The sequence below is a fragment of the Microbacterium sp. MEC084 genome (genome assembly GCF_004514465.2).
Classification (GTDB): domain Bacteria; phylum Actinomycetota; class Actinomycetes; order Actinomycetales; family Microbacteriaceae; genus Microbacterium.
The window spans coordinates 165,770-181,527 of the sequence record NZ_MYFP02000003.1 but is presented as its reverse complement, the minus strand read 5'-3'; the positions used below and the strand labels follow the sequence as shown (position 1 = coordinate 181,527).

13 protein-coding genes are annotated in these 15,758 nt (G+C 74.5%); 9 read left to right on the top strand and 4 right to left on the bottom strand.

The genetic code is table 11. From position 1 onward, the window contains the following. Positions 1–46: 46 nt before the first annotated feature. The 4 genes from B5M43_RS05075 to B5M43_RS05060 are packed head-to-tail and all read left to right on the top strand — an operon-like array spanning position 47 to position 5,071. Positions 47–1,030, top strand: coding sequence for an ABC transporter ATP-binding protein (locus B5M43_RS05075; RefSeq protein WP_134745677.1), 984 nt, complete (start codon positions 47–49; stop codon positions 1,028–1,030). Further along, positions 1,027–2,649 carry an ABC transporter permease gene (locus tag B5M43_RS05070; RefSeq protein ID WP_134745678.1) on the top strand — a complete coding sequence of 541 codons (1,623 nt, stop codon included), beginning with the start codon at positions 1,027–1,029 and terminating at the stop codon, positions 2,647–2,649. Before B5M43_RS05075 ends, B5M43_RS05070 begins: the two co-directional genes overlap by 4 nt. Before the next feature lie 35 nt (positions 2,650–2,684). After that, on the top strand, positions 2,685–4,112 hold the full coding sequence (locus tag B5M43_RS05065; RefSeq protein ID WP_055993171.1) for an RNB domain-containing ribonuclease: 1,428 nt from the start codon (positions 2,685–2,687) through the stop codon (positions 4,110–4,112). Positions 4,113–4,150: 38 nt separating this feature from the next. Next, a complete protein-coding gene (locus tag B5M43_RS05060; RefSeq protein WP_134745679.1) occupies positions 4,151–5,071 on the top strand; it encodes an LLM class flavin-dependent oxidoreductase in 921 nt (306 codons plus the stop codon). Positions 5,072–5,089: 18 nt separating this feature from the next. On the opposite strand, the gene B5M43_RS05055 is transcribed toward B5M43_RS05060, so the two are convergent. Together B5M43_RS05055 and ispG are read right to left on the bottom strand one after the other, a co-directional pair. Next, positions 5,090–5,725, bottom strand: coding sequence for an SIMPL domain-containing protein (locus B5M43_RS05055; RefSeq protein ID WP_134745680.1), 636 nt, complete (start codon positions 5,723–5,725; stop codon positions 5,090–5,092). Positions 5,726–5,761: 36 nt separating this feature from the next. After that, on the bottom strand, positions 5,762–6,892 hold the full coding sequence (gene ispG, locus B5M43_RS05050; protein WP_134745702.1) for a flavodoxin-dependent (E)-4-hydroxy-3-methylbut-2-enyl-diphosphate synthase: 1,131 nt from the start codon (positions 6,890–6,892) through the stop codon (positions 5,762–5,764). A gap of 161 nt (positions 6,893–7,053) precedes the next feature. On the opposite strand from ispG, the gene B5M43_RS05045 reads away from it, so the two are divergent. Both B5M43_RS05045 and B5M43_RS05040 read left to right on the top strand, forming a co-directional pair. Further along, on the top strand, positions 7,054–7,992 hold the full coding sequence (locus B5M43_RS05045; RefSeq protein WP_134745681.1) for a DMT family transporter: 939 nt from the start codon (positions 7,054–7,056) through the stop codon (positions 7,990–7,992). Positions 7,993–8,158: 166 nt separating this feature from the next. Beyond that, positions 8,159–10,102, top strand: a complete 1,944-nt coding sequence (locus B5M43_RS05040; RefSeq protein WP_134745682.1) for an anthranilate synthase family protein — start codon at positions 8,159–8,161, stop codon at positions 10,100–10,102. Between the two features lie 99 nt (positions 10,103–10,201). On the opposite strand, the gene B5M43_RS05035 is transcribed toward B5M43_RS05040, so the two are convergent. Both B5M43_RS05035 and B5M43_RS05030 read right to left on the bottom strand, forming a co-directional pair. Next, the gene (locus tag B5M43_RS05035; RefSeq protein ID WP_134745683.1) at positions 10,202–11,125 is read right to left on the bottom strand and encodes a DMT family transporter; all 924 of its coding nucleotides are present in this window, start codon (positions 11,123–11,125) and stop codon (positions 10,202–10,204) included. 40 nt (positions 11,126–11,165) lie between these two features. Then, the gene (locus tag B5M43_RS05030; protein ID WP_055993415.1) at positions 11,166–12,455 is read right to left on the bottom strand and encodes an RIP metalloprotease; all 1,290 of its coding nucleotides are present in this window, start codon (positions 12,453–12,455) and stop codon (positions 11,166–11,168) included. Between the two features lie 87 nt (positions 12,456–12,542). Between B5M43_RS05030 and B5M43_RS05025 the strand changes: the two genes are divergently transcribed. The 3 genes from B5M43_RS05025 to B5M43_RS05015 all read left to right on the top strand — a co-directional run bounded on the left by B5M43_RS05025 (position 12,543) and on the right by B5M43_RS05015 (position 15,644). Further along, the gene (locus tag B5M43_RS05025; RefSeq protein WP_134745684.1) at positions 12,543–13,124 is read left to right on the top strand and encodes a hypothetical protein; all 582 of its coding nucleotides are present in this window, start codon (positions 12,543–12,545) and stop codon (positions 13,122–13,124) included. Between the two features lie 115 nt (positions 13,125–13,239). Next, positions 13,240–13,926 carry a YcnI family protein gene (locus tag B5M43_RS05020; protein WP_134745685.1) on the top strand — a complete coding sequence of 229 codons (687 nt, stop codon included), beginning with the start codon at positions 13,240–13,242 and terminating at the stop codon, positions 13,924–13,926. A gap of 107 nt (positions 13,927–14,033) precedes the next feature. Then, the gene (locus B5M43_RS05015; RefSeq protein WP_055993152.1) at positions 14,034–15,644 is read left to right on the top strand and encodes a Mur ligase family protein; all 1,611 of its coding nucleotides are present in this window, start codon (positions 14,034–14,036) and stop codon (positions 15,642–15,644) included. Positions 15,645–15,758: the final 114 nt, after the last annotated feature.

Sequence of the window (15,758 nt, the reverse complement as noted above, 5' to 3'; positions counted from 1 at the left end):
CGGGCCGCTCTCCCGGACGTCGCCCGCCGGGTCTACGCTCGGCGCCATGGCAGAGGTGATCCGCACGCGCGGCCTCGTCAAGCGCTACGGACGCACCGCTGCGCTCGCGGGCCTGGACCTCTCGGTGCGTCCGGGCGAGGTGCACGGCTTCCTCGGTCCGAACGGCGCGGGCAAGTCCACGACCATCCGCATCCTGCTGGGCCTCGCGCGCGCGACCGCGGGCGAGGTCTCGGTGTTCGGCGCGGATCCGTGGCGGGAGGCGCCGCGGCTGCACCGCCGCATCGCGTACGTGCCGGGCGACGTCAGCCTGTGGCCGAACCTGACCGGCGGCGAGGCGATCGACCTGATCGGCCGGCTGCGCTCGGGGTCGCGGGATCGCGCGGCCGCGGCGGCCGAACGCGAGCGGCTCGTCGACGCCTTCGATTTCGACCCCCGCAAGAAGGGCCGCGCGTACTCGAAGGGGAACCGGCAGAAGGCCGCGCTGATCGCGGCGTTCGCGACCCCCGCGAAGCTGTACATCATGGACGAGCCGACCAGCGGCCTCGATCCGCTCATGGAGCAGGTGTTCAACCGCGAGGTGCGGCGCGTGGCAGCCGAGGGCGCAACGGTGCTGCTGTCGAGCCACATCCTGAGCGAGGTGGAGCAGCTCTGCTCGCACGTCTCGATCATCCGCCAGGGCGCCGTGGTCGAGTCCGGCACGCTGGCCGACCTGCGCCACCTCACCCGCATGTCGGTCGCGTTCTCGGACGCCGGCGTCGCGGATGCGGACGTGCGCGTCGTGGGCGCGCTTCCCGGCGTCCACGACGTCCGCCGCGAGGGAGGCCGCGTCACGCTCTCGGCCGACGACACCGCGATGTCCGGCGTGCTCGCCGAGCTGGCGCGGATCCGCGTCACCGGCGTGATCGTCCAGCCCGCCTCGCTCGAGGAGCTGTTCCTGCGGCACTACGCATCGTCGGAGTCGGAGTCGGAGTCGGAGTCGGAGCCGGAGCCGGAGCCGGAGCCGGACGCGGGGCCGGGCGGCCGGCCGTGAGGCTCCTGGCGGCTCTGCTGCGACAGCGCGCCCGGCGGGACGCGCTGCAGCTCGCGCTGTGGCTGGCGGGCCTCGCGGGGCTGACGGCCGCCGCCACCGCGGCCGCGGTGTTCGATGCATTCGCCGACGAGGACGACCGGCGCGAGATCCTCGCCGTCGCGATCGCGACGCGGACCATCCTGATCTTCCGCGGCACGCCGAACGGCGTGAGCGACGGCGCGTTCGCGTTCTTCCTGCTGTACGCGTGGATCGCGATGCTGGGCGGCCTCATGGCGGTGCTGCTCGCGGTGCGCCACACGCGCGGCGACGAGGAGACCGGCCGGGCGGAGCTGATCGGTGCTACGCCGGCGGGGCGCGTCCTGCCGCTGGCGGCGACCGTCCTCCACGGCGCGCTCACCCAGCTCGGGCTCGCGGTGCTGACCGCGGCCGGGCTGGTGGCGGCGGGTCTGGAGCCGCACGGCTCGCTCGTGTTCGGTGCGGCGCTCGGCGCGTCCGGCGTCGCGTTCCTCGGGATCGGGCTCCTGGCTGCGCAGGTGTTCGGAACCGCGCGCGCCGCGTCCGGGGCGTCGATCGCCGTCGTGCTGGCCGCCTACCTCGTGCGCGGCATCGGCGACGCCGCCGGAACGCCATCGGACGACCTGGTGCGCGTGACGCCCGCGTGGCCCTCCTGGCTCTCGCCGATCGGGTACGGGCAGCTCACGGGCGCGTACGTCGAGAACGACCTCGCGCCGCTGACGGCGCCGCTCGCGTGCGGGGTCGTGCTGATCGCGCTCGTGTTCGCCCTGCAGTCCGCGCGCGACCAGGGGGCGAGCCTGCTTCCCGACCGCGGCGGCCGGGCGCGCGGCAGCCGCCTGCTGTCGTCCTCGCTCGGGCTGGCGTGGCGTCTCAGCCTGCCCGTCCTCGCCGCCTGGAGCGCCGGCGCCGTCGTCGCGGGCCTGCTCGCGACGACGCTCACCGCCGCGATCGACGAGCTGTCGGGCGACCTCCCCCAGGTGGTCGAGCTGCTGCAGGCGCGGATGGGCGCCATCGGCTCGATCGAGGAGGCGTTCGTGGCCCTGTTCTTCGGCATGGTGGGGATCCTCGCGGCCTGCTGCGCCGTGCAGGCAGGGCTGCGCGCGCGTCAGGAGGAGTCGCGGGGCACCGCCGAGGCGATCCTGGCGACGCCCGTGCCCCGGGTGCGCTGGCTGGCCGAGTACGGGCTGGTCGGCGTCGCGGTGATCGCGGTCATGCTCGCGGCCGCGGCCGCGGCCGGCGCGATCGGGGCCGCCCGGGGCGACCACGCGGAGACGCTGGTGCCGGTCGTGCTCGAGGCCGCGGCCGCCCAGCCGCCCGCCTGCCTGACGTTCCTGGGAGTCACGATGCTCCTGGTCGCCGCGGCGCCGCGGATCGCCGCCACGGTCGCCTGGACCCTCGTGGGGCTGTCGGGCGTGCTCGGGTTCTTCGGCCCGGTGCTCGGCCTTCCCGAGGCCGTGGTCGATCTGTCGCCCTTCGCCCACACGCCGGTGCCGGTCGGCGACGAGGCGGGGTGGTCGGGCGGCCTCTGGCTCGCGATCGCCGGGGTCGTGGCGGCGGGCGCCGGCCTCGTCGCGATGCGCCGCCGCGAGCTCGCGACCGACTGAGGCGGGCGGCGGGGGTGCGCACATAGGCTGACCCCATGCCGGCACGCTTCACCCGCCTGTCCCCGTCCGCCGTCCGCACGCAGCTGGCCGATGCGCTGGCCGAGCTGCGGAGGTCGCTCGAGCTGCCCGAGCAGTTCCCGGCGGAGGTGGTCGCCGAGGCGGAGGCGGTGGTCGCCTCGGGCGCGGCCGTGGACGGATCGGACGCCGGCCGCGCCGACCTGCGCGAGATCGAGTTCCACACGATCGATCCCGAGGGCTCGCGCGACCTGGACCAGGCGCTCAGCATCTCCCGCGAGGGATCCGGCTTCGTCGTGCACTACGCGATCGCCGACCTGGCGGCGTTCGTGCGGCCGGGCGGCGCGATCGACGCCGAGACGCGACGCCGCGGTCAGACGATCTACGCGCCGGACGGATCCGTGCCCCTGCACCCCGAGGTCCTGTCGCACGGAGCGGCGTCGCTTCTGCCCGAGCAGGACCGACGCGCCTACGTGTGGCGGTTCGTCCTCGACGAGCACGGCGCGCAGCACGAGCCGCCCGCGTCGCCCGTGCGCGCGTGGGTCCGCTCGCGGCGGCAGTGGAGCTACGTCGACGCGCAGGAGGCGATCGACACCGGCGACGCCCCCGACGCGCTGGCGCTCCTGGCGGCGGTCGGACCTCTGCTGATCGCGCAGGAGGCCGCGCGCGGCGGCGCCAGCCTGAAGTCGCCGGAGGAGGAGATCGTGGCGACGCCGGAGGGCTACGACCTCCGCGCCCGGGTCACGCTGCCGATCGAGGACTGGAACGCCCAGATCTCGCTCATGACCGGCATGGCCGCCGCGGCGATCATGCTCGAGCGGGGCGCAGGCATCCTGCGCACCCTGCCGGCGGCCGAGCCCGAGGCGATCGCGGAGTTCCGGCGCCGCGTGGAGGCCATCGGGCATCCGTGGCCCGAGGACATGCCCTACGGCGAGTACCTCCGCCGCGTGGACCGGGCCGATCCCGCCGCGCCCGCGATCATGCAGGCCGCGAGCAAGCTCTTCCGCGGCGCGGACTACGTCCCGTTCGACGGCGCGCCGCCCGCCGATCCCGTGCAGGCGGCGATCGGCGCGCCCTACGCGCACACCACCGCTCCCCTGCGGCGCCTCGTGGACCGGTTCGTGCTCGCGATGTGCACGGATGCGCCCGCGTGGGCGCGCGACGCCCTGCCCGAGCTCGCTGAGATCATGCGACAGACCGGGAGCCTGGCCAACCGCCTCGAGGGCGGCGCGCTCGACCGCATCGAGGCCGCCGAGCTGCAGGCGCATCTCGGCTCCGAGCTCGACGCCGTCGTGGTGTCCGAGACGCGCGGCGGTTCGCGCGTGCAGATCGCCGACCCCTTCGTGACGGCGACGATCCGCGAGACGCGTGACCCGGGATCCCGCATCCGCGTGCGCGTGACGGGCGCGGACATCGCCACCGGCGCCGTGCAGCTCGTCGTCGCCTGAGACGACCGGGCGCCCGGGGCCGTCGTTACGCTCGAGGCATGAAGTTCAGTCTCTGGCTCCCCGCGAACCTGCCGTGGCGCGACCTGCACGCCGCCGCCTCCCACGCCGCGACCTCGACGGCCGGCGGGTCCGCACGGTGGCGCGGGCTGTGGCTCGAGGACCACTTCATGGACAACACCCCCGAGCCGAACGACGGCGCGCGGGGCGAGTGCCTCACGCAGCTGACCGCTCTCGCGGCGACGGTGCCGGATGTGCGCATCGGCTCGCTCGTGCTCGGCAACACCTACCGGCATCCGGCCGTCGTGGCGAAGCAGGCCGCCGCGCTCAGCGACATCGCCGACGGGCGCTTCGTGCTCGGCGTCGGCGCAGGCTGGCAGGAGAACGAGCACCGCGCGTTCGGCCTCGAGTTCGGCGACGTGCCCGCGCGCATCCGGTGGTTCCGGGAGGCGCTGCAGGTATGGACCGGGCTCCGGGACGCCGGCGAGGGCGAGTTCGTCGACTTCGCGGGCGAGCGCTACCGGCTCGAGCGCGCCTCGCTGCACCCGCGGCCGCACGCGACCCTGCCGATCCTGATCGGCGGCAAGGGCGAGAAGGTCATGCCGAAGCTCGTCGCCCGGTACGCGGACGAGTGGAACATGTGGTCGACGCCCGAGCTGTTCGCCGAGAAGAACCGGATCTTCAGCGCCGCGCTCGACGCGCGCGGTCGCGACCAGGGCACGCTGTGGCGCACGACGCAGGCGCTGGTGTTCTTCGACGACCCCGAGAAGGCCGCCGCCGTGAACGCGAAGGGCCGGCCGGCGATCGGCGGGTCGGCGCAGCAGCTGGTCGACGCCATGGCCGCGTATGCCGAGGCCGGCGTGGACGAGTTCATCCTGCCGCTCACGACCATCCGGGACGTCGCAAAGCTGAACGACGTGGCCGACCGCTTCCTCGCGGAGGTCGCCGCGCACGCGGGCTGAGTTCCGGCGCGCGGCGGATCAGATCTCGAACGTCGCGACGATCGCGGCCTCGACCTCGATCTCGGGCGTCGTGAACGACAGGGCGTCCGCCTCGGCGCGCGCGAACATCGGCATCCCGGGTCCGCCGCCGTTCACCTGGCGCTCGACGACCGACACGAGCTTCGGCTCGGTCGCCTCGCCCGGTCGGATGGCCGCCGCGTAGGACCGCGCGCGCCGCACGGCGTCGCGGACCGCGTGACCGCGGGCGGTGTCGAGCAGGTGCTCGCGGCTCTCGGCCGACAGCTCCCAGCGCACGGGGTGCGCCGAGACGTCGGCGTCGGCGGCGAACGCCGTGACGTCCGCGGCGAGCGCGTCCAGGTCGACGTACGTGATCGCGATCGTGGAGGTCACGTGGTGGACCGGCGCCGGCCGGTCGGATCCGGCGACGGGCGCGGGCGCGTCCGTCCACGCCCAGGGGCTCCCGACGTCGATCACCGCGGCGGTTCCGGCGGCGCGTCGCTCGTGCGCGATGCCCGCGAGCCGCTCGTGCAGCCGCGCGTGGCGCGCGACCACCGCGTCCCTGTCATCGCCGTGCGCTCCCGCCTCGAGCGTGAGCGCGCCCCGCTCGGCGGCGCGTGCGACCCGGTGGGCGCCCTCGACCGTGATGGTGATCATGCCCGGAGGCTACTCCCCCGGGGCCGGCAGCGCGGGTCAGGCGGTGACGACCTGCGCGGTGCCGATCTGCGCGTCGGGGCCCATCTCGTCCGCGATGCGGCGGGCCTCCTGGATGAGGGTCTCGACGATCTCCGACTCGGGCACGGTCTTGATGACCTCGCCCTTGACGAAGATCTGGCCCTTGCCGTTGCCGCTCGCGACGCCGAGGTCGGCCTCGCGCGCCTCGCCCGGGCCGTTCACGACGCAGCCCATGACGGCCACGCGCAGCGGCACGGTGACGTCCTTGAGGCCCTCGGTCACGTTCTCGGCGAGCGAGTACACGTCGACCTGGGCGCGCCCGCACGACGGGCACGACACGATCTCGAGCTTGCGCTCTCGCAGGTTGAGCGACTGCAGGATCTGGTGCCCGACCTTGACCTCCTCGGCCGGCGGGGCCGAGAGCGAGACGCGGATCGTGTCGCCGATGCCCTCGCCCAGCAGGATGCCGAACGCCGTGGCGCTCTTGATCGTGCCCTGGAACGCCGGACCCGCCTCGGTCACGCCGAGGTGGAGCGGCCAGTCGCCGCGCTCGGCGAGCTGCCGGTAGGCCTTCACCATCACGATCGGGTCGTTGTGCTTGACCGAGATCTTGAAGTCGTGGAAGTCGTGCTCCTCGAACAGGCTCGCCTCCCACACGGCCGACTCGACGAGCGCCTCGGCCGTGGCCTTGCCGTGCTTCTCGAGCAGGCGGCGGTCGAGCGATCCGGCGTTCACGCCGATGCGGAGCGAGACGCCGGCGGCCTGTGCGGCCTTGGCGATGGCGCCGACCTGGTCGTCGAACTTGCGGATGTTGCCGGGGTTCACGCGGACCGCGGCGCAGCCGGCGTCGATCGCCTGGAACACGTACTTCGGCTGGAAGTGGATGTCGGCGATGACCGGGATCTGGCTCTTCTTCGCGATGATGTGCAGCACATCCGCGTCGTCCTGGCTGGGCACCGCCACGCGCACGATCTCGCAGCCGCTCGCCGTGAGCTCGGCGATCTGCTGGAGCGTGGCATTGATGTCGGTGGTGGGCGTCGTCGTCATCGACTGGACGCTGACGGGCGCGTCGCCGCCCACGAGCACCTTGCCCACCCGGATCTGGCGGGACTTGCGGCGCGGGGCGAGGGTTTCGGGGACGCGGGGCATCCCGAGGTTCACGGCAGGCACCCCACCAGGGTACGCGGCGCGGGTGAACCCCGGCTGGATGTCGGCTTCCGCTCGGCGACTGCTCAGGCGATGCCAGGCCCGTGCCAGCGGGACGTGATTGGACCGCGCGGAGGAGGCCGCCGTGGCGTGAGGCTGTCGGGATGACGACCGCGACGCCTCCCCGCACCGCCGCCGACGCGCGGGCGGTCCGGTCCGCGCCGCGCGCGGGCCTGGCGTGGGGGCTGGCCGGAGTGGTGGCGTTCTCGTTCACGGTGATCTTCACCCGCGTGGCGGTGCAGGACCTCGAGCCGCTGTTCGTCGGCGCCGGCCGGGCGGTCGTCGCGGCGGCGCTCGCGGCGATCGCGCTCACCATGACGCGACAGCGCCGCCCGCGCGGGCGCCAGTGGCTGCGCCTGGCGGTCGTGGCGGCCGGCGTCGTGGCGGGCTTCCCGCTGCTGACGTCCTTCGCACTCACCACCGCCCCGGCGGGCCACAGCGCGGCCGTCATCGCGGTGCTGCCCGCCGCGACGGCGATCGCGGCCGTGCTGCGCACGCGCGAGCGCACAACCCCCGCGTTCTGGGCGGTGGCAGCCGCGGGAGCCGCCGCGGCGGTCGTGTTCGCGATGCTCGGCAACGGCGGCCTGGGCCGGCTCCACGCGGCCGACCTGCTGCTCATCGCGGCCGTCGCGCTGTGCGCGATCGGGTACGCCGAGGGCGGGCTGCTGTCGCGGGAGCTCGGCTCGTGGCAGACGATCTCGTGGGCCCTCGTGGTCGCCGCGCCGGTGATGCTCGCGCTCACGCTGGTCTCGGCCGCGGCCGCACCGCCCGTCGCCGGCCCGGCGCAGTGGGCGTCGTTCGGGTACCTGGCGGTGGTCAGCATGTTCCTCGGGTTCTTCGCGTGGTACCGGGGGCTGGCGATCGGGCCCATGACCCGCGTCAGCCAGCTGCAGCTCGCCCAGCCGGTCCTCACTCTCGCGTGGGCCGCCCTCATCCTCGGCGAGGCGCTCACGTGGCCCACCGTGCTCGGCGGCATCGTGGTGATCCTGTGCGCCGCGGCGGCGGTCCGGATCCGGCAGCGCCCGCCCGCCCGGGACCGCTGACGGCGCACCGCCCCGCGCGGGCTGTGGTACGTTTCCGGCATGTCCGCGAACCTCACCACCTGGTGGCCCGCCTCCTAGGCGGTGCTTTCGCGAACCACGAGAACAGACCGCCGCTCCAGGCGGTCTTTCTGCATGTCAGGCCGCCGTACCGCTGAGGAGAACCCGCATGACCGGGCCCGCCACCGCCGACCTGATCCGTCGCCTCGCCGACGATCCCGACGCGTCCTTCGCGCTCATCGCGCGCGCGGGCGACACCGGCGCGGTCGACGCCGTCGAGGTGCTCACCGGCCCCGTCGCCGACGTGGATCTGCTCGCCGACATCCCGCTGAACGCCGCCGACGGCACGCCGCGCGAGGTCCTCGCGATGGTGCCGTACCGCCAGGTGCGCGAGCGCGGCTTCGAGGCGCACGACGACGGCGCTCCCCTGCGCTGCCTGCTCATCGAGACGCACGAGCGGATCCCGCTCGCCGACGCGATGGGCGTGCTCCCGACCGAGACCGTGCCGCTCACGGACGCCGGATTCGACATCCCCGACGAGGAGTACGCCGACATCGTGCGTCGCGTGATCTCCGACGAGATCGGACGCGGCGAGGGCGCCAACTTCGTCATCCGGCGCGACTACGTGGCCGGCGTGAACGCCGACCCGCGCGTCGCCGCCCTGACCTGGTTCCGCGCGCTGCTCGAGCACGAGCGCGGGGCGTACTGGACGTTCGCGATCATCACGCCGGGCCACGTCGCGGTCGGCGCGAGCCCCGAGGCGCACATCACGGCCGTGGCGGGAGCCGTGGGCGAGCCGAGCACGGTCACGATGAACCCGATCTCCGGGACGTTCCGGCACCCGGCGGGCGGCGCGACCGTCGAGACCCTCGCGGCGTTCCTCACGGACACCAAGGAGACCGAGGAGCTCTTCATGGTGGTCGACGAGGAGCTCAAGATGATGAGCGCCGTGTGCAGCGACGGGGGCCGGATCACGGGACCGCACCTCAAGGAGATGTCGCGGCTCACGCACACCGAGTACATGCTGCGCGGCTTCAGCCGGCTCGACCCGCGGGACATCCTGCGCGAGACCATGTTCGCCCCGACGGTCACGGGCTCTCCCATGCAGAACGCGTGCGCGGTCATCCGCCGGCACGAGCGCACGCCGCGCGGGTACTACTCGGGCGTCGCGGCGCTGTTCACGCCGCGCGCGGACGGCGGGCACGACCTGGACGCGCCCATCCTGATCCGCACGGCCTACCTGGTCGACGGGCGCCTGCGCGTGCCCGCGGGCGCGACGCTCGTGCGCCACTCCGACCCGTACGGCGAGGTCAACGAGACCCACGGCAAGGCCGCCGGGGTGCTCGGCGCGATCGGCGCCGTGCCGCGTGCGCACGCCGACGACCCGGATGAGCCGGCGCCGCGCCGTCCGCTGGCCGAGGACCCGCGGATCGCCGAGCTGCTCGCGTCGCGCAACGCGCGCCTGGCGCCGTTCTGGCTCGAGCCGCAGGGCTCGGCGCCCGGTCCGTTCGCGGGCCGCTCGGCGCTCGTGATCGACGCCGAGGACCGCTTCACCACGATGCTCGCGCACCAGCTGCGCCACCTCGGCCTCGACGTGCGGATCGCGCACTGGTCCGAGGCCACCGACGCCGACGTGGACGCCGCCGAGCTGGTCGTGTCTGGCCCCGGCCCCGGCGACCCCCGCGACGCCGGGAACCCGCGCATCACCCGCATGCGGGAGCTCGTGACGCGCCGCCTGGACGCCGGCACGCCGCTGCTGGCGGTGTGCCTGAGCCACCAGATCCTGAGCGACCGGATCGGGATCCCGCTGGCACCGCTCGCGAGCCCGCACCAGGGTCTGCAGAAGACCGTCGACGTGTTCGGCGAGCCCGCCTCGATCGGCTTCTACAACACGTACACGGCGCGCGTGCTGCCGGGCGTCACGCGGCTCACGCCGAGCGAGACCCGCTGCGGTGCGGTCGGCGACGTGGAGGTCGCGGCCGAGCCCGCGACGGGCGACGTGTACGCGCTGCGCGGCCGCGGCTTCGCGTCGGTGCAGGGCCACCTGGAGTCGATCCTGTCGCGCGACGGCATGCGCACGCTCGAGCGCCTGGTGACCCACGCGCTCAGCTGACGCCGCGGCTCCTCCGACACAACGCAGGACCTCGGAGGCCGGGCGGGCGTGTCGGCCGCGGAGTTCCGCGGTCGACCGTCCGCGACACGCCCGGGACGCTCAGGAGGTCCTGCGTTGTGTCGGCGCCTCCTGCGCGAGCACCACGCCCGCCAGCACGAGCACGCCGCCGACGATCTGCGGCGCGGTCACGGCCATGCCCAGCAGCACCGTCGCGATCGCGGTGAACACCGTGATCAAGTTGAGCGAGACGCCCGCCTGCGCGGGCGGCACGTGCTGCAGCGCGTAGTTCCACAGCACGTACGACGCGATCGACGGGAACACCGCGATGTACGCCAGCGACCACGCGCCCGCCGCGGTCTCGGGCAGGCTGAGCCCCTGGATCAGGACGACCGGCGTCAGGCCGATCGCGACGCACAGGCCCTGCACCGCCACGGCCGAGATGGGCGGGAGGCGCGGCCCCGTGCGCCCGATGATCGTGTACGCGGTCCACGCGACGATCGCGCCGACCATGATGAGGCTGCCGACCTTCGGCGGGTGCTCGAGGATCGACAGCGGACGCCCGCTCGAGATGATCCAGAGCACGCCCGCGAAGGCGAGCAGGATGCCCCCGATCCCCCGCCAGCCCAGCCGCGCGCCGAGGAAGACCACGGCGGCGATCGCGATCAGAGCCGGATTGAACGCGTTGATCAGGGAGAGCTGGAACGGCGTCTCGGTGCCGAGCGCGGCGTACAGCAGCAGGTTGTAGCCCGCGACGCCGATCGCCCCGAGCAGCGCGAGCCGGGGCCAGGCGCGGAACAGCGCGCGCCAGTCGGGCCGCTCGACGAGCTGCGCGATCAGGAACAGCGGGACGACCGCGAGCACCCAGCGCAGCCACGTGAGGCTGACCGGGTCGGTCTCGGCGACCGCGATCACGCCCAGCAGGTAGTTGCCCGCCCACGAGAGCGTGGCGCCGACCAGCGCCAGGTATCCCAGCGCACGCCCCCGCGTCGTCACGACGGGTGCGGAGGCGGCGGGAGCGGACATCCCCTCCACGCTACCCGCGGGGCGACGGGCCCGGCCCCGCTCAGCCGATCAGGCGGACGGGGTTGAAGATGTCGGCCGCGAACAGCAGGGCGCCCATGCCGACCATCAGCACGACCACCAGCAGCGTGACGGGCACGAGGCGCGTCGCGTCGACCGGCGCCGGCTCGGGGCGGCCGCGCAGCCGCGCCCATGCGCGCTTGAGCCCGTCCCACAGCGCGATCGCGACGTGCCCGCCGTCGAGCGGCAGCAGCGGGATCAGGTTGAACACGAACAGCGCGATGTTGACCGAGGCGAGCAGCCCCACCATGGCCGAGACGCGGTCCAGGATGGGCGCCTCGGTCGCGGCGACCTCGCCGGCCAGGCGGCCGACACCGACCACGCTGAGCGGCCCGTTCGGGTCGCGCTCCTGGCCCGTGAACAGATCCACGGCCGTGTCCCACAGGCGCTGCGGCAGCTGCAGGATGATGCCGGTCACGGATCCGACCGTCTCGAACGTCGCCTGCGGCCCGGACCAGATCGGCTGCCGCACGCGCTCGACGGCCGCGGTGATCCCCGCGAAGCCGACGCGCTGCGTCGTGACCTCGCCGTCCTCGCCCGCGATCTGACGCTCCGCGAGCACGGGGGTCAGGGTGAGCGCCACGCGCTCGCCGGCGCGATCGACGACCACGGGGAGGGGCCGATCGGGCGCGGCCTGGATGATCGCGGACGCCTCCGCGAACGTCGACACCTCGGTGCCGTCCAGCGACACGAACCGGTCGCCGGGCCGCAGCCCCGCGGCGAGCGCGGGCGAGGCGGGATCGTCCTCGTCGCACGTCTCCGACGCGGAGCCCGCGGGCTGCACGCACTCGGACACCGCGTCGATCGTGGTCGTGGTCTGCTGCAGGCCGATGCCGCTGTAGAGCACCGAGAACAGGACGACCGCGAGGATCAGGTTCATGACCGGCCCGCCCAGCATGACGACGATGCGCTTCCACACCGGCAGGCGGTAGAAGGCGCGCGAGTCGTCGACGCCCTGGAGCGTCTCGGCGTTGGCGTCGCGCGCATCCTGCACGAGCGTCGCGAACATCCCCCTGGCGCGCACGCCCTGCCTCGTCGGGGCGTACATCCCCGCCATCGAGACGTAGCCGCCGATCGGCAGGAGCTTGACGCCGTACTCGGTCTCGCCGAAGCGGCGCGACCAGATCACGGGGCCCAGGCCGACCATGTACTGCCCGGCGCGCACGCCGAACCGCTTGGCCGGCACGAGGTGGCCGATCTCGTGCAGCGCGATGGACACGGCCAGCCCCACCACGACGACGAGCACGCCGATCACGAACGCCACGACAGTCACGCGCACAACGCTAGCCCCCGCATCCTCGGAAACCCCGGGGCGCGACGGCCGCGGGCGGGGATGCCGTGCGCGGGTAGGTTCGAGGGCATGACGGCCCGGCAGCAGCGCGCGCTCCGCGGCGTCGCCGCGTCGTCGGTCGCCACCCTGCTGGCCGCCGCGTCGCACACGGTCGCGGGCGGGCCGGCTCCCGCGTTCCTGCTGGTCGCGGCCATGATCGCGCTGCTCACGCCGGTGGCCGGCGCGCTGGCCGGCCCGCGCATGAGCCTGTCGCGGCTCGCGGCCGCGGCGCTGGTGAGCCAGGCCGCGTTCCACGGCGTGTTCCAGCTGCTCGGCTCACCCTCGGGCGCGGGCGCGTCCGCGAACATCGAACGACACGGGCACCACATCACGCTGATCGCGGCGTCCGCCCCCGCGCCGGAGGGGGCGGGTATGTACGTCGCGCACGCGGTCGCGGCGCTCGTGACCGTGGCGCTGCTGTGGCGCGGGGAGCGGCTGGTGCGCGCGATCGCGCGCGGCGCCGTGGCCCTGCTGCGGCGCGCCGCCGCCCCGCTGCCGCCCGCCGCGCCCCGGCTGCCGCGTGCGCTGCCCGCGCCCGCCGTCGCGGCCGTCCTCCCCGCTCTCCTCTCCTCGGTCTCCCGGCGCGGGCCCCCGGCGGCGCTGCGCGCCTGAGCCCTCCCGGGCTCCAGGCGCACGCCGTCACCGACCCATCCGACCGCCGCGGCCGATCCGCGACGCGGTCGCGCGCCCGTGCGCCCGCACGGCGCGGAACCTCCGAGGAGAACCCATGTCCCTGTCCATCCCCACCCGCCGTCCGCTCCGTCGATCGCTGATCGCCGCGTCCGGCGGCGCGCTTGCCGCCGGTCTCGTGCTCGCCGCGCCGCTGGCCGCGAGCGCGCACGTCACCGTGACGCCGGACGCCCCGGTCGCCGGCGGCTACGACGTGCTGACGTTCGCGTTCAGCCACGGCTACGACGGATCCCCCACCACCGCCCTGCGGATCGACGTGCCCGACGGGCTCGACTCCGTGTCGCCGACCCTGCAGCCCGGCTGGACGATCGACGTCGAGCGCGACGCGGCCGACGGCCTCGTCTCGCGCGTGGTCTACACGGCGAACGAGCCCGTCCCGAGCGACCTGCGGGCCACGGTCGAGCTCGGCGTGAAGTACGCCGACGACGCCCCTGTCACGCTCGCGTTCCCGGTCGAGCAGGTGTGCAGCGAGGGAGCCGTGTCCTGGTCCGAGATCCCGGAGGACGGCCAGGATCCGCACGAGCTCGACAGCCCCGCGCCGACGGTCACGCTGGACGCGGCGGCGGCGGGCGGCGACCACGCGCACGCCGCCGGGGCGGAGGCGCCTGTCGCCGCACCGGCATCGGATCCCCTCCCGGTCGCGCTGGGAGCCGGCGGGCTGGCCGCGGGCATCGCGGCGCTGGTCGTGTCGGTCCTCGCCTGGCGCCGGTCGGCCCGCGGCTGACCCGTTCCCCCGCGCCCGGCCGGCCCCGCGCGGCGGCCGGGCGCGGGGCCGCGCGGCCCGCGTCACAGCGGGGTGGACGGCGCGCGCGTGCGAGACTGGGAGACGCCATGACGAACCCTCCTGCGAACCTGCCTCCGGTCCTGCGTCCCGAGAACCCGCCCCGCCGGTCGCTCGCCGAGCTGGCCGATCGCTTCGGACGCGAGACGCGCGGATCGCTCGACGGGATCGAGATCCGCGGCATCACGCTCGCGACCGCGGATCTGCGGGAGGGCGAGGCGTTCGTGGCGATCCGCGGCGTGAACCGCCACGGCGCCGAGTTCGCCCCGGTGGCCGCCGAGAAGGGCGCCGCGGCGATCGTGACCGACGCCGAGGGCGCCGACATGGCCGCCGCGTCCGGCCTTCCGATCGTCGTGGTGGACGACCCCCGCGGCGCGCTCGGCGCGCTGTCGTCGTGGGTCTACGCGACGGATGCGGACCTCCCGCTGCTGCTCGGCACGACCGGCACGAACGGCAAGACCTCCGTGACGCACATCCTGGACGGCATCCTGCAGCAGATGGGCGTCGTCTCCGGCCTCTCCTCGACGGCCGAGCGACACATCGCGGGCGAGGTCATCGTCTCCCGCCTGACCACGCCCGAGGCGTCCGAGTTCCACGCGCTGCTGGCCCTGATGCGGGAGCGCAGCGTGGAGGCCGTCGCGGTCGAGGTGAGCGCGCAGGCGCTGACCCGCCACCGCGTGGACGGCCTCGTGTTCGACGTCGCGTCCTTCACGAACCTCACGCACGACCACCTCGACGACTACGCCGACATGGCCGAGTACTTCGAGGCCAAGCTGCAGTTCTTCCGGCCGGATCGCGCCCGCCGCGGGGTCGTGTCGCTGGACTCCACGCCCGGGTTCGACATCGCCGCGAAGGCGGAGATCCCGGTCGTGACGATCGCCACGCCGTCGATCGCGGCGGACCCCGACCGGGCCGCCCGGGCCGAGTGGATCGTGACGATCGACGAGGAGACGCAGAGCGGCACCCGCTTCACCCTGTCGCACGGCGACGGCCGCTCCCTCACGACGTCGGTGCCCGTGATCGGGCCGCACATGGCCTCGAACGGCGGCCTCGCGATCGTGATGCTGCTCGAGGCCGGCTATGCGTGGGAGCGCATCGCCGAGGCCCTCGAGCGGGACGGCGGCATCCGGGCGTACCTCCCCGGCCGGACGCAGCGCGTCTCGGGCGACGAGGGCCCCGCCGTGTACGTCGACTTCGGCCACACTCCCGACGCGTTCGAGAAGACGCTCGCGGCCGTGCGCCGCGTCACGCGGGGCAAGGTGCTGATGCTGTTCGGCGCCGACGGCGACCGCGACAAGACCAAGCGCTTCGACATGGGCCGCACGGCGGTCGAGGGCAGCGACATCGTGGTCATCACCGACCACCACCCCCGGTTCGAGGACCCCGACGCGATCCGGGCGATGCTGCTCGAGGGCGCCCGCGCGACGGATCCGGATCACGAGATCCACGAGGTCTCGCCGCCCGAGGCCGCGATCGTGAAGGCCGTCTCGCTCGTCGGTCCCGGCGACGCCATCCTGTGGGCGGGCCCCGGCCACCAGGACTACCGCGACATCCGCGGCGTCCGCACTCCGTACTCGGCCCGCGAGCTCGCCCGCCGCGCCCTGCGCGACGCGGGCTGGCCGGTGCCGGAGCCCGCCTGGCCGGTCCCCTACAGTTCTTGACTCTCACGCCCCCGCATCCGCTCGTGCACCCCTCCAGGGCGCCACTCGCGTCTGCAGCGCTGTCGCTGGCGCTCCATCGATGGCGTGAGTGGCGGGCGCATGAGCGCCCGCACG